Annotated in this window: 13 protein-coding genes; 7 read left to right on the top strand and 6 right to left on the bottom strand. The window is 59.0% G+C overall.

Annotated elements, in window-relative coordinates:
* The first annotated feature begins 21 nt into the window (after nt 1–21).
* The 3 genes from ruvX to HDF12_RS02500 all read left to right on the top strand — a co-directional run bounded on the left by ruvX (nt 22) and on the right by HDF12_RS02500 (nt 2,179).
* The gene (ruvX, locus tag HDF12_RS02510) at nt 22–507 is read left to right on the top strand and encodes a Holliday junction resolvase RuvX (RefSeq protein ID WP_179580989.1); all 486 of its coding nucleotides are present in this window, start codon (nt 22–24) and stop codon (nt 505–507) included.
* A gap of 81 nt (nt 508–588) precedes the next feature.
* Complete coding sequence (locus tag HDF12_RS02505) at nt 589–954, top strand: DUF4440 domain-containing protein (protein ID WP_179580987.1); 366 nt, start codon at nt 589–591, stop codon at nt 952–954.
* Nucleotides 955–1,012: 58 nt separating this feature from the next.
* Nucleotides 1,013–2,179, top strand: a complete 1,167-nt coding sequence (locus tag HDF12_RS02500; protein ID WP_179580985.1) for a glycerophosphodiester phosphodiesterase family protein — start codon at nt 1,013–1,015, stop codon at nt 2,177–2,179.
* A 318-nt stretch (nt 2,180–2,497) separates the two neighbouring features.
* On the opposite strand, the gene ruvB is transcribed toward HDF12_RS02500, so the two are convergent.
* Complete coding sequence (gene ruvB, locus HDF12_RS02495) at nt 2,498–3,547, bottom strand: Holliday junction branch migration DNA helicase RuvB (protein WP_179580982.1); 1,050 nt, start codon at nt 3,545–3,547, stop codon at nt 2,498–2,500.
* A 95-nt stretch (nt 3,548–3,642) separates the two neighbouring features.
* On the opposite strand from ruvB, the gene HDF12_RS02490 reads away from it, so the two are divergent.
* Nucleotides 3,643–4,014: a hypothetical protein gene (locus tag HDF12_RS02490; RefSeq protein ID WP_179580979.1), complete on the top strand. Its 372-nt coding sequence runs from the start codon at nt 3,643–3,645 to the stop codon at nt 4,012–4,014.
* Between the two features lie 226 nt (nt 4,015–4,240).
* Here the strand turns inward: HDF12_RS02490 and HDF12_RS22745 are convergent, their stop codons facing one another.
* Complete coding sequence (locus HDF12_RS22745; RefSeq protein ID WP_218892284.1) at nt 4,241–4,612, bottom strand: nuclear transport factor 2 family protein; 372 nt, start codon at nt 4,610–4,612, stop codon at nt 4,241–4,243.
* 268 nt (nt 4,613–4,880) lie between these two features.
* On the bottom strand, nt 4,881–6,245 hold the full coding sequence (locus tag HDF12_RS02480) for a glycoside hydrolase family 27 protein (protein ID WP_179580974.1): 1,365 nt from the start codon (nt 6,243–6,245) through the stop codon (nt 4,881–4,883).
* A gap of 138 nt (nt 6,246–6,383) precedes the next feature.
* Between HDF12_RS02480 and HDF12_RS02475 the strand changes: the two genes are divergently transcribed.
* A complete protein-coding gene (locus HDF12_RS02475; protein ID WP_179580971.1) occupies nt 6,384–8,072 on the top strand; it encodes a M28 family peptidase in 1,689 nt (562 codons plus the stop codon).
* Between the two features lie 38 nt (nt 8,073–8,110).
* Here HDF12_RS02475 and HDF12_RS02470 read toward each other — a convergent pair whose 3' ends face one another.
* The gene (locus HDF12_RS02470) at nt 8,111–8,293 is read right to left on the bottom strand and encodes a hypothetical protein (RefSeq protein ID WP_179580969.1); all 183 of its coding nucleotides are present in this window, start codon (nt 8,291–8,293) and stop codon (nt 8,111–8,113) included.
* A gap of 108 nt (nt 8,294–8,401) precedes the next feature.
* On the opposite strand from HDF12_RS02470, the gene HDF12_RS02465 reads away from it, so the two are divergent.
* Nucleotides 8,402–8,824, top strand: coding sequence for an OsmC family protein (locus HDF12_RS02465; protein ID WP_179580966.1), 423 nt, complete (start codon nt 8,402–8,404; stop codon nt 8,822–8,824).
* Nucleotides 8,825–9,029: 205 nt separating this feature from the next.
* Here HDF12_RS02465 and HDF12_RS02460 read toward each other — a convergent pair whose 3' ends face one another.
* Together HDF12_RS02460 and HDF12_RS02455 are read right to left on the bottom strand one after the other, a co-directional pair.
* On the bottom strand, nt 9,030–9,983 hold the full coding sequence (locus tag HDF12_RS02460; protein ID WP_179580963.1) for a cation diffusion facilitator family transporter: 954 nt from the start codon (nt 9,981–9,983) through the stop codon (nt 9,030–9,032).
* Between the two features lie 156 nt (nt 9,984–10,139).
* Entirely contained in the window at nt 10,140–10,652 is a 513-nt protein-coding gene (locus tag HDF12_RS02455; RefSeq protein ID WP_179580960.1) for a hypothetical protein, read from the bottom strand.
* A 192-nt stretch (nt 10,653–10,844) separates the two neighbouring features.
* Between HDF12_RS02455 and HDF12_RS02450 the strand changes: the two genes are divergently transcribed.
* A complete protein-coding gene (locus tag HDF12_RS02450; protein WP_179580957.1) occupies nt 10,845–12,437 on the top strand; it encodes a hypothetical protein in 1,593 nt (530 codons plus the stop codon).
* Nucleotides 12,438–12,468 lie beyond the last annotated feature (31 nt).

Here is a 12,468-nt window from a genome sequence, read left to right as displayed (position 1 = left end):
AGGCAGCGGTAGACTGAGGGGATGAAGACCGGCCGCGTGATGGCGTTGGACGTGGGAAAGATTCGTGTGGGCGTGGCCCTATCCGACCCACTCGGTTACACCGCGCAACCCCTACTAACACTGTGGCGCAAGACCAGGGGCGAGGATCTGCGCAGCCTGCTACGCCTAATTCGAAAGCATGAAGTAGTCAAAATCGTGGTGGGCAATCCGCTGCACATGTCAGGCGACGTAAGCCCCTGGGCCGCGAAGGTGCATGAGTTCGCCGACGAATTGCATAAGCGCTCTGGCCTTCCCGTGCAGCTCTGGGATGAACGCCTCAGCTCGGTCGCAGCACACGAGATCCTCAACGAAGCAGGGCACGGCCGCCGCGAGCGCAAGTACGTCATCGATCAGGTCGCCGCAGTCGTCATCCTGCAAGGTTGGATGGAGGCCACAGCACAGGCCGCAGCAAAGGCAGCGCTGCAACAGAGCGACATGAGCGATGAAGATCGTGGCGAAGGCAAGTAACGCCTTGCACGGTTAGAGCTGCATCTGCTATCCCTTGTTCGGTATATGGGCGAACTCACAAGCGACGCCATTCAAGAGATCGTGCGGATCCATTCAGACTGGATCGCTCACGAAGTCGCCGGAGAAGCTCACAAATTGATCGCATTGTGCGCCGACGACATCGAACTGTGGCCGCCTGACGCCGAGCCCGTGCTCGGACGCGCCGCAGTCGCAGCGAAGATAGCGACCGGAACCACAAAAATCCACTCCATCGAGATCACCGATCGTCGCATTCGAGGTTCCAGCGACATCTCTTACCTGACCGCGAACTACAAAACCACCCTCTCCTCCGCAGAAGACTCCACTCCGCGACAACTCCTCGGCAGCCACCTGTGGATACTACGAACTCGGTCCGGCCCATGGACCATCCATCTCATAAGCTGGTCGTCGTGGGACCACGAACCGTGATTCTCCAACCCATTCGCATTCACACCGGAGCAACCTCAACCCGCTATCATCATCGGTTATGTTAGCTTCCATCCGAACACGAATCCTGATCACGGCCCTCCTCACCACCGGAACCCTCACCGCCCAGCAGGCTCCCATGCAAAATCCCTTCCTCGCCCTCATGACCGCTGCCAATGCCCACGCGAAGGCCCACGGCGCGCAGACGCCCGTCCTCTCGTCCGTCGACGCTACCCTCATCGGCCCAAACCCCTCCGTCGACGTCGCCCAACTCCACAAAGCCGGCTTCAAGGTCATCCCCTGGACCACCAACGACCCTGCCAAGATGCGCTCTCTCATCGACCTCCGCGTCGACGGCATCATCTCCGACCGACCCGACCTTCTTCAACAAGTCGTGAAGGAGGAGGCCGCAGCTCACCCCGACGAAGCCGCTTACTTCAAAAGCTTCGACGTGTCGGCCCATCGTGGAGGCCGCGGCCTGCGCCCTGAAAACACGCTCCCCTCTTTTGAGGACGGCCTTGATCATCTGAGTACAACGCTCGAGACCGACACTGGCGTTACGACGGATCACGTCTCGCTCATCTGGCACGATCAGTTCCTCAGCCCGGAGTCGTGCCGTCGGGTGGACGGTACTCCTTACACCCTCGAAAACCGCGTCTACACTCGCGATATCTCGCTTGCCGAGGCGCAGAGCACGTTCATCTGCGACAAGCTGCATCCGCAGTTCCCCGACCAGAAGAACGATCTCGCGCTCTCGCCCGTCGCTGTAGCCTTCGCGGCACAGGAGCATCTCATCAGCCCCTATGTCCCAACACACGCCGAGCAACTCTTCCGGTTTACACGCTTCTACGCCGCCTACTATCGCAGCGGAGCGGGCAAGTCGCATCCGGACGCGGCTGCGCGCGCGGCTAACGCGGAGAGAGTTCGTTTCAACCTTGAGACGAAGATCCTGCCTCTGCCCAATGATCCCGTTGGGCCGAACCCGCTATTGGCCAACTCCCATGCCGAACCGGCCAGCAATCACACAGTAGACCCGCAAACCTTTGTCAATACGCTGTGCGGGACGATTGTGCGTAACCACATGGAGTCGAGGGCGGAGGTGCAGAGCTTTGATTTTCGCACGCTGATTCTGGTCGAGGAGCAGTTTCCGAAGATCCCCACCTACTACCTGACCGAATCGCCAAAGATGCTGAGTTCGGAGTTCGTCCCGGCTGCTTTGCGGCAATAATTTGGTGTTCTGTTGCAGGGTTTTTTTCTGGCGCGGTGGTTGTGGTGTTTTGCAGGGGTTTTTCGCAAATTGTGGTTGCGTAACGTGGTGTTTTGGCATGGTAAACGTGGTGTAGATCGTGGTGAATGTGTGGCTGGAAACACCACAAATTTTTGCGACGAAAAATACGCCACGTTTTTCAACTTTATTTTTTGGGCAACAGACGGCTCCAGAAGATGTGTCCTGCCCGGACGGGCCTCCTGCGCGGAGAGCGGTCACTTCGTGACTCGTGTACCGGTCTTGGTGAGTGGAGCGCCTGGGTCCTCCCGTTGGTCGGGTCTAGAAGAGGCTTAGTTTGCGGGGCATCTCTATGCCGAGGTGCTCGTAGGCCAGGCGCGTCGCTACCCGACCGCGGGGGGTGCGGTCCAGGAAGCCAATTTGGATGAGGAAGGGCTCGTAGACCTCTTCAAGGGCGTCCTGCTCCTCGGCTAACGCTGCGGCTAGCGTGTTGAGGCCTACGGGGCCGCCATCGTACTTCTCGATGATGGTGCGGAGGAGGCGGCGGTCGAGTTCGTCGAAGCCGTGGGCGTCTACCTCGAGCAGGGACAAGGCGGCCTGCGCTGTGGGCCGGTCGATGATGCCCTTAGCTCGTACTTGGGCGTAGTCGCGGACGCGGCGTAGGAGTCGGTTGGCGATACGCGGGGTGCCTCGGGAACGCATCGCAATCTCGGCGGCGCCGTCCTGGTCGATGGGAACGCCGAGGACCTCCGCGGAGCGCTCGACTACGAAGCGGAGCTGATCGTCGGTGTAGAACTCGAGGCGGAGAAGGATGCCAAAGCGGCTGCGCAGCGGCGAGGAGAGCAGGCCGGGGCGCGTGGTGGCGGCGACGAAGGTGAAGGGCCGGATTTCCATCACGTGGGTGCGAGCGGCCGGGCCCTGGCCAATGATGATGTCGAGTTTGTAGTCTTCGAGGGCGGTGTAGAGCTTTTCTTCGAGGACGGGCTGGAGGCGGTGGATCTCGTCGAGGAAGAGGACCTGCTTCTCGCGCAGGTTGGTGAGGATGGCGGTGAGGTCGCCTTGAATCTGCAGCGCGGGCCCGGAGGTCTGCTGGTAGCCGACGCCCAGCTCGTTCGCGATGATGGTCGCCAGCGTGGTCTTGCCGAGGCCGGGAGGGCCGAAGAGGAGGACGTGGTCGAGGGCTTCGCCGCGTGACTTTGCCGCTTCGAGTGCGATGGCGAGCTGTTCTTTGGCCTTTTCCTGACCGATGAACTCGGCGAGGCGGGTTGGGCGCAGCTTGAGCTCGAAGGCGTCATCGTCGTCGGCTTTGCCGGCAGAGACCAGACGTTCCGCTTCGGTGGATCTTGCTTGATTGAGGTCTATCTTCGCCATGCCCTGAGGGCGATACTAAGGCGAAGGGCGGCCGGAAGCAACTGGGAGCCCCTGGATATGCTTTTGGGATGTTCGGTCCGAGAGGTTTCGCAGCTATGCTAACGATCGGACAAGCCGTTCTGGAAGGAGCCGGGAGCCTGATTGCTCTTGGCGGTTTGTACGACGTCGTTGTTCCTCGCTTGCCTGCGAATCTGGCGGTTGTGTGCGCAGGAGATCCTCGTAGCTCAAAATTGGTTCGGGAGCTGCTGCGTGCATTGGGTGGAGCGCTGGTTGGGATCGGCGTGAGTGTGGTGGTGCTTGCCAGCAGATTGGGAGCGGCAGATAGAGCGCTCTTGAAGTTGCTGATATTCCTGCTGGTGCTGCCGTCGGAGGGAGCGAATGCATTTGGGATGTTTCGCGTGGGCTCGCCTTACTATGTGCCGCTTGCGCTGATCGTGATTACGCTGGCGGGTTTGGCGATCTGTTAGATCGTGAAGAGAATCGTGTGAGTGAGATCGACCTTGGACTTGCTTTTGAGAGGTTCCGCTTGAGCGGCGATGGTGCAGCGAAGACTGTTTCGGACGCAAACGTTATCGTTTTTGGGTGCCGGTGGAGAGGGAAACAAACAACGGTGAGAGTGTGGGCTGGGATGACTTATACCTTCCCACCCATCGCAAAGTGCGCGATGGATGGGCACCCGGCAGTTTCAGCGGATCAGACCACTAAGCCAGAATGAGCGGCTACAACGTGCCACGATCTATCGGGGGAGAGTGACCAAACACGAGTGAAGCGAAAGGACCCGTTGGCCGGAGTCCCATTGTATGTACCTGTCAATTGAACACGCACTGAGACAATGCCTACCTCATGAGCTACCAAGATATGTTGCTCTGAAGGGACTAATTGTTCGATTTTGAGCACGCCGGAACGATAGGCGGCTAGATCACTCTCCCTTCCTTGTAGCTGACCAAGATGGTTCGTAAAGATCAGTTCAGGGGCCAACAGCTCGCTTAGGACTACAACATCGGCACAAAGCATAGCGATTCTAAGGCGATCTTCTGCGTCTAAGATTTGCGCTTCTATAGTCATTTTCACGCTTCTCCTTTATCTCTTCTCATAGGCTTGCAAAAACAAACAACGGCAAGAGCCGGCTGGGATGAGTTATACCTTCCCACCCATCGCAAGTGCGCGATGGATGGGGCACCCGGCACCCGGCTGTTCCGTCCGGGGCTTTGGGTGCGACGCGGGGATGAGGACAACAGCAAATGCGGGGGGCTCTCCACTGCGCGACGGACGCTAAAGCTGTCCGTCGCTTCGGTCGAGATGACGAGTGTTTGGGGTGGTCGAGATGATGAGGTTAGTCGTGGAGGGAGTAGACGGCTGAGCCGTGCGGAGGGAGATCGACCTGGAAGGAGTTGAGGAGGCCTAGCTCTTGTCTCTGCCAGAGGTCGCGGACCTTGTACTGGGCCTTGTCGATGTAGCCGTACTCGGCGAAGGTCTTCGCGACGTGGACGGGCGCGTCGCTGACGTTGAAGATGGCGAGGTACTGCTTGTCTCCGCGAATGGAGCGCGAGGTCCAGGTGACGAGGGGACCGTCCTCTGTATTCATTTCGCTGGCGGTGGAGTCGTGGTCCATCTCGATGACGGCCTGATTGGTGAGAAGCGACTTGAGAGCATCGTCCATCTCGGTGAGATTGCCTCCAACGAAGAGGGGTGCTCGCGCGATGGCCCAGAGGGTGATCATGGTACGCTGCTCATCTTCAGTGAGCCTTGAGTTGCGTGGTTTGCCTTCGCCGGGGTTGGGACGGAGCTGGCCGAGGGGGAGCATATCCGCATCGGGCCAGCTTCCTGGCTTTGCCTGATCGGCCCACTTCGCGAGGATAGAAAACTGATCCTTTACGCCCTGCGACCACGTGGCGTCGGGGTCCTTATCCCAGTGATCCCAGACGTCGCTCGAGATGCGCCACATCTGCGCGTTCTTTGCCACTTCGCCGGCGTGCTCGATTGGCGTGGGCCCGGGCGAGAGGCTGAGCACGATGGGGCGGCCAGATCGCTCAATGGCTTTGCGAATCATGCGAATCTCGGCACTCTTGTAGGGGTGCGCGATGCAGTCCACCTTTAGGAAGTCGACGCCCCAGGAGGCGTACTGCTTCATCAAGGCGTCGTACCAGGCTTGTCCGGCGAGGTTGGCTTTGACGCCGAAGTTGTCCGGGTTCCAGGAGCAGGTGTCGGTGGTGTCAGCCGCCATGCTGGCGCGATATTTCGTGGCGCCGATGTAGGTGTTGGCGAAGACAGTCTTTTTAGGGATGCCCCGGAGCATGTGGATTCCGAACCTGAGGCCGTCGTCGTGGACGGCATCGCTGAGTGGTTTGAAGCCGCTGCCGGTGGCGGAAGAGGGGAAGCGGTTGGGAGCGGGCTCGTACTGGCCGCGGAGGTTGACGGTGTAGTGCAGAGCCTGCGGCATGGACATGTTTTCGGGGTTCTGCAGATACCAGCCTTCATCGATGACGACGTACTCCCAGCCGAACTCCTTGAGCTGCGCTGCAAGAACGACCATGTTGGCGCGAAACTGGGCCTCGTTCACAGTGGGGCCGTAGGCGTCCCAACTGTTCCATCCCATGGGTGGTGTAGGAGCTAGCGCTTTGTCCTGTGCTGTTGCGGAGACTGTGAGCAGAAGTGCCAGAGCCACGCTAAAACGCTTCATCACCATGCGAATAAACATATCAAAGTCAGCGTGCTCCGTTCGGTCGGGAGCGGAACTCTGCGATGGAGGCGAAGGCTGCGCTAAGTTGCGATTAGACTGGACGCATCCGTAAAGTCTTACAGGAAGTCTTAGAAGACTTACGCCAGGAGTAGGAACGTGATCCAGATTCGCTCGGCCGTCCGTGTTGCAGCCTTCGTTATTTCTCTCTCCACAGCTCTGATTGCTCAGTCGATTCCGCCTGCCGTGAAGGCAGCGGAGGCATCCATTGACGGCGAAAAGATTCGCGCGCAGGTGCGCTTCCTTTCGGACGATCTGCTGGAGGGACGCGGGCCGGGATTGCGGGGGAGCGAGATTGCAGCGAAGTATATTGCGACGCAGTTCGCGCTGTATGGGCTGAAGCCGGGCGGGGATAATGGAACGTATCTGCAGCAGATCAACTTTGTTGGGATGAAGGCGATTCCTGAGAAGACGACGATGTCGCTGATTCCTGCGAAGCCTGCGGGCAATTCGATTGATCTTTACTCGATCGACCTGAAGTATGCGGACGACTATACGGTGAGCAATCGGATGCTGACGCCGAGCGTGGATATCGATGCGCCGATTGTGTTTGTTGGTTATGGCGCGATTGCTCCGGAGTTTCAGTGGGATGACTATGCGGGCGTGGATGTGAAGGGGAAGGTGATTCTGTGCATTGTGGGAGATCCGCCTTCGACGGATCCGAACTTCTTTGGCGGCGATGCACTGACTTACTACGGGCGCTGGACGTACAAGTTTGAAGAGGCGGCGCGGAGGGGCGCGGTGGGCGCGCTGATTATTCATCGCACCGACCTGGCGAGCTACGGCTGGGATGTGGTGAAGAACTCGAATACGAGTGAGAAGACTTATTTGAGGGACGATAAGAATCCGCAGCTGGAGGCGGCTAGCTGGATACAGCTGGATGTGGCAAAGAAGATCTTTGCGGCGAGTGGGCTGGATGCGGATGCGGAGATCGTTGCGGCGGGGAAGCGCGGCTTTAAGGCGGTGGAGCTTCCGGTGAAGCTGAAGGCGCATGTGGAGAGCACGGTGCGGCCGTTTCAGTCGCCGAATGTGGTGGGGATTTTGCCTGGGGCGAATGCTGGCGGCAAAGACCAGGCGGTGATGTATACGGCTCACTACGATCATCTGGGATTTGTGCCGGGGATGGCTGGGGACAATATCTACAACGGCGCGGCGGATAATGGCACGGGCTGCGGGATGCTGCTGGAGATGGCGCGGGCTTGGGCGCAGTCGGGCGTGAAGTTGCCGCACTCGCTGATCTTCGCTTCGGTGACGGCGGAGGAGCAGGGGCTGCTGGGGTCGGAGTATCTGGGGCAGCATCCGCCGATTCCTGTGGGGCAGATTGCGCTGGATATTAATTACGACATGATTTTGCCGATCGGTGTGCCGCTGGAGACGAATGTGAATGGAGCGCAGAGGACTACGTTCTTCCCGACGGTCGAGGCTACGGCGAAGAGGTTCAATCTGGAGATTGTGCCAGACCCGAAGCCTTCGGCGGGGAGCTACTATCGGTCGGATCACTTCAGTCTGTCGCGGGTGGGGATTCCGGCGTTCTCGATTGAGACGGGAAATCTTTATGAAGGGCATGATGCGGCCTGGGGACATAAACAGCATGAAGATTTCACCGCACATGACTATCACAACTTCAGCGACAACTTTCATGAGGACTGGGACTTCAGCGGGAACGCGAAACTCGATCGCTTTGGCATGGAGCTGGGCTGGGAGGCTTTGAGCGCGCCGACGATCATTCAGTGGAAGCCGAAGGATGAGTTCGAAGCGGCGCGGAAGGCTAGCCAGGGAACGAGATAGGGTCGCGTGGGGTGGACGGCGCGGGAAGAATCTGCGGACTAGTAGAAGTCGGCGCAGCTGAGGAAGTAGCCGCAGGTTCGGCAGACGAGCTTGCAGCGGCTGTCTTCGAGCCGAGAAGAGCAGGTGGGGCAGAAACGGGAGTGGTGTTCGGGCGCGAGCGAGGAGATCTGGCAGGTTTTTGCTGCGTGATCGGCGGGGGCGGGCGCTGGGGTTGAGGACATCTCGAAATGCTATCGCATGCGGGATTTTTTCAAGGTCCTTTGGTTCAAGCCGCGCATCGAAGAAGGTACTGTTGAAAGGTACCAATTAAGAACAAAAGGAGAAACAAGATGGATCGCACTGGCAGCGCAGTTTGGCACGGCAAGATTATGGACGGCACCGGCACCATTTCCACGCAGAGCGGCACGTTGAAGGACACGCAGTACAGCTTCAAGACGCGGTTTGCCGACGGTGTGGGGACTAATCCCGAAGAGCTGATTGCGGCGGCGCACGCTGGCTGCTTCACGATGGCGCTTAGCGGACAGCTTACGGAGGCGGGCTTTACTCCCGATACCATTGAGACGACTGCGGTGCTAACGCTCGATGTTCATGGCGCGCCAACGATCACCAAGATTCACCTGACCACGAAGGCGAAGATTCCTGGGATTGATAAGGCTAAATTCGATGAGCTTGCGCACAATGCCGAGGTTGGATGCCCGGTGTCGAAGGTGCTGAAGGCGGCGACGATTACGCTCGACGCTACGCTGCTTTAGAAGAGGGGCTGTCCGGCCGGACGGGCCCGCTACGCACGGGGCGGCCACTTCGTGGCGGGTGTACCGGTTTGGGGTGACAGACTGCATTGGTCCTCCCGTTGGTCGGATCTAACTTCCTTCCGACCAACTGGAGGACCGCCATTACAAGGTATAGAAGTCACGAAGTGACCGCGCCGCGCGCAGCGGCCCCGTCCGGGAGGACTAATCAGTGAGCGTGGCCGTGATGGTCATGCCCGTGACTGTGGGCACCGATTGCCTCGAGTTCGGGAGGCGCAGCGCAACCATGCGTGGTTTCGCAGCCGGTGATCTCGAACTGGATGGTCGTGTGAGTGATGTGAAAACGGTCGCGCAGGGCGCACTTGATGTCTGCGAGGATGCTGCTGCACTCGGACATAGGCATCTCGGCGATGGTGACGTGACTAGCGAGTGCGTGCGACTGTGAGCCGAGGCTCCAGACATGGAGGTCGTGAACGTTGAGGACGCCGTCAACCGAGGCCATGGCCTGACGAATCTCGCCGAGCTCGAGATTACGCGGCGTGCCTTCAAGCAGGATGTTCAGGGTCTCGCGAATGATGCCGATCGAACTCCAGAGGATCATTCCGGCAATCAGGATAGAGAGCACCGGATCGATCCACGACATGTGGGTGAAGAAGATGGCTGCGCCTCCGGCGATCACTGCGGCGGTGGAAAGCGTGTCGCCAAGCATGTGCAGGAAGACGCTACGAATGTTGACGTCGCCTGAAAACTTCCAAAGCAGGGTTGCGATAGTGCCGTTCATTAGCACGCCCGCCGCGGCCACATACATCATCAGTTTGGGCTGCACCTCGACCGGCACGCTGAAACGATGGATGGCAGCGAAGGCGATCCAGATAGAGAGCACGATGAGGGTTGCGGCGTTGACGAAGGCGGCCAAAACGCCCGCTCGCTGGTACCCGAAGGTCTTCTGGTCGGTTGCGGGACGTGCTTGAAAATAAACGGCTACGAAGGACAACACGATGGCAAGCAGGTCACTGACGTTGTGTCCGGCCTCAGAGATAAGGGCCAGGGAGTGTGCGCGCAGCCCGAAGTAGAAAGTCGCCCCGACGTATGCCAGCGTGAGCACCATGGAAAGCTGCAGAACGCGCTGCATCTTGCTGTTCGGGCTGGCAACCATGTGCATAACAACAAGTGTAGTCTGCGCGCGGTCCGGGTTCAATCAAACGAACCACACCGGTGCGACTTCTCAGCGTTTATTCCTTATCCGCTTCGAAACCCGAGGACTTATTACAAAGAGGATGAAGGCGCTTTGCAGCGGCAATCTGGCGGGACTGGCCGACTAGATCGCATCGCGGCGCTCAACTTCGGTTTGATTGGGGTAGGTGCCTAGCCGCAGGCCGCTCCATGTTTCCGCTACGACGATGCTGTTCGCAGGGTTTTGCGGGGCGTAGCGTACCTGAATGGGAAGGTCGGTGCGAATGCCATGGACCAGGTCGGCGAGCATGGTGACGTCCTGCGCGCACTCGTAGGTTACGCCGGCGATGCGGTAGACATAGACGATCATGTCTGGTGTCAGAGGACCCGGACGGACCGGCTCAGGATCGTCTGCAAGGTCCAAAGCGGGCTGACGAACCTCCGCAACCATGGTGTCCATGATGGTTCCATCGGTGATGCGTCCAACTCGCGCCAGCAGCTCTCGACGCTCTCGCTCTATCTCTTCGGCAGAGGGCCTGCGACGGGTAAGGGCGTAACTGGCGACGCCTATTGCTGCCGCAGTCGTTGCTCCAATGGCGATGAGGACTCGCGGCGAACGGAGGGCAAGCGGCAGGTGAGTTGGAATCAGCGAAAACACAGTCTCTGCCCAAAAGCATAGACCATGCCGAGGCGGTCGTGAGGGGAAGGTGCTGTCTCAGTAACGTTCTTTTGGGGGATTGCGATGCGGATTCGACCCCCAGAAAAAAAATGGAATTGCAGGTTCCCCTTTGTGGGCAGGGTGGAGTAGTATTACGGCGAACTTCGAACTAAATAATGCGGATGATCAAAAATGGCTAAAAATACATGGTTTACCTCCCTGCAGGGAGTTCTGTTGATCGCGCTCGGCTTGCCGCTGAATGCCTTCGCTCAGACACCGGTTGCGATTTCGCCTGCGAAGATGCCGAAGACCGGCACGGTCGACGAGCGCTTTCAATCGTTCAACATCGAGATGGTTGAGGTAACAGGCGGTCGCTTCTGGGCACCGTATAAAAAGCAAGGCACCGCTGACCAAGAGGTGCCGGCAAGCGCGAAGAACTCGGCGCCTGCAGGGATGGATCCGTCGGCATTTCGGTACAGGGAGCCGATCAACCTTGCGAACCCGCGGCTGCGCAAGCTTGCCGCGGGGTTGGCGCCGTCTTATGTAAGGGTGAGCGGGACCTGGGAGAACACGACTTACTTCCATGATTCGGATGATGCTGCGCCGGTGACTCCGCCAACGGGTTTCAACAGCGTGCTGACGCGACCGGAGTGGAAGGGTGTCGTCGATTTTTCAAAGGCCGTGGATGCGAAGATCGTTACGTCGTTCGCGATAAGTCCTGGCGTGCGAGATGCGGAGGGAGTGTGGACTCCGGTAGAGGCGAAGAAGGTGCTTTCGTATACGAAGTCGGTTGGAGGCAGTATCGCGGCAGCAGAGATGTTCAATGAACCCACCTTTGCAGGGATGGGCGGCGCGCCGAAGGGATATAACGCGGCGGCGTATGGAAGAGACTTCAAAGTGTTTCGTGGCTTTGTGAAAGAAGCTGCGCCGGAGATGACGATTCTCGGTCCGGGATCGGTGGGGGAGATAGGGCTCGCAGTGGGCCTGCCCCCGGATTCCCTGATTAAGACCGAGGACATGATGGCTGCGTCCGGGCCCGGGGTGGATGCGTTCTCGTATCACTTCTACGGGGGCGTGTCGCAGCGATGCAAGATGATGGGTCCGGCGGCGCAGACAACACCGGAGGCTGCGCTGACGGATGATTGGCTGTCGCGAACGAATCGGGATGAGGATTTCTATGCGAAGCTGCGCGATCGGTTCGCGCCGGGGAAGCCGATGTGGTTGACCGAGACCGGAGAGACAGCGTGCGGAGGCAATCCTTGGGCGTCGGACTTTATTGACAGCTTTCGGTATCTGAACCAACTTGGAAGTTTGGCAAAGCGGGGCGTGCAGGTGGTGATGCATAACACGCTGGCAGCGAGCGATTATGCGCTGGTGGATGAGACGACACTAATTCCCCGGCCGAACTACTGGTCGACTCTATTGTGGAGGAAGATGATGGGAACGACTGTGCTCGACGCTGGCGCTTCCCCTTCTCCGAATCTGCATCTGTACGCGCATTGCCTGAGGAAACAACCAGGAGGCGTGGCGTTGCTGGCGATCAATGCGGATCGTACGACACCTCAGGCGTTGGATGTGCCTGTGAAGGGGATGCGCTACACGTTGACGGCGAAGGACCTTATGGATAACAAGGTGGAGTTGAACGGGGCGGAGCTGAAGGTGAGTTCCGACGGCGATCTTCCTTCGCTTGAAGGGCAGGCGCAGGCCGCGGGAGCGGTTCAGCTTGCCCCTGCGAGCATCACGTTCCTGGCGTTTCCTAACGCGAAGAACGCGGCCTGCCGTTGATTCAGGCTTTGATTAAGGATCGCATTCGGTT

The sequence above is a fragment of the Tunturiibacter gelidiferens genome, assembly GCF_013410115.1.
Classification (GTDB): Bacteria; Acidobacteriota; Terriglobia; order Terriglobales; family Acidobacteriaceae; genus Edaphobacter; species Edaphobacter gelidiferens.
Note: the sequence above shows the minus strand (reverse complement) of the source record. Positions and strands in the feature narration are given on the sequence as shown.

Bases quoted from the DNA above. Each gene is read 5' to 3' on its own strand.
- HDF12_RS02465 (WP_179580966.1), top strand. From the start codon at position 8,402: ATGGATCGCACTGGCAGCGCAGTTTGGCACGGCAAGATTATGGACGGC.
- HDF12_RS02470 (WP_179580969.1), bottom strand. From the start codon at position 8,293: ATGTCCTCAACCCCAGCGCCCGCCCCCGCCGATCACGCAGCAAAAACC.
- HDF12_RS22745 (WP_218892284.1), bottom strand. From the start codon at position 4,612: ATGACTATAGAAGCGCAAATCTTAGACGCAGAAGATCGCCTTAGAATC.
- HDF12_RS02460 (WP_179580963.1), bottom strand. From the start codon at position 9,983: ATGCACATGGTTGCCAGCCCGAACAGCAAGATGCAGCGCGTTCTGCAG.
- HDF12_RS02490 (WP_179580979.1), top strand. From the start codon at position 3,643: ATGCTAACGATCGGACAAGCCGTTCTGGAAGGAGCCGGGAGCCTGATT.
- HDF12_RS02500 (WP_179580985.1), top strand. From the start codon at position 1,013: ATGTTAGCTTCCATCCGAACACGAATCCTGATCACGGCCCTCCTCACC.
- ruvX (WP_179580989.1), top strand. From the start codon at position 22: ATGAAGACCGGCCGCGTGATGGCGTTGGACGTGGGAAAGATTCGTGTG.
- ruvB (WP_179580982.1), bottom strand. From the start codon at position 3,547: ATGGCGAAGATAGACCTCAATCAAGCAAGATCCACCGAAGCGGAACGT.
- HDF12_RS02450 (WP_179580957.1), top strand. From the start codon at position 10,845: ATGGCTAAAAATACATGGTTTACCTCCCTGCAGGGAGTTCTGTTGATC.
- HDF12_RS02480 (WP_179580974.1), bottom strand. From the start codon at position 6,245: ATGTTTATTCGCATGGTGATGAAGCGTTTTAGCGTGGCTCTGGCACTT.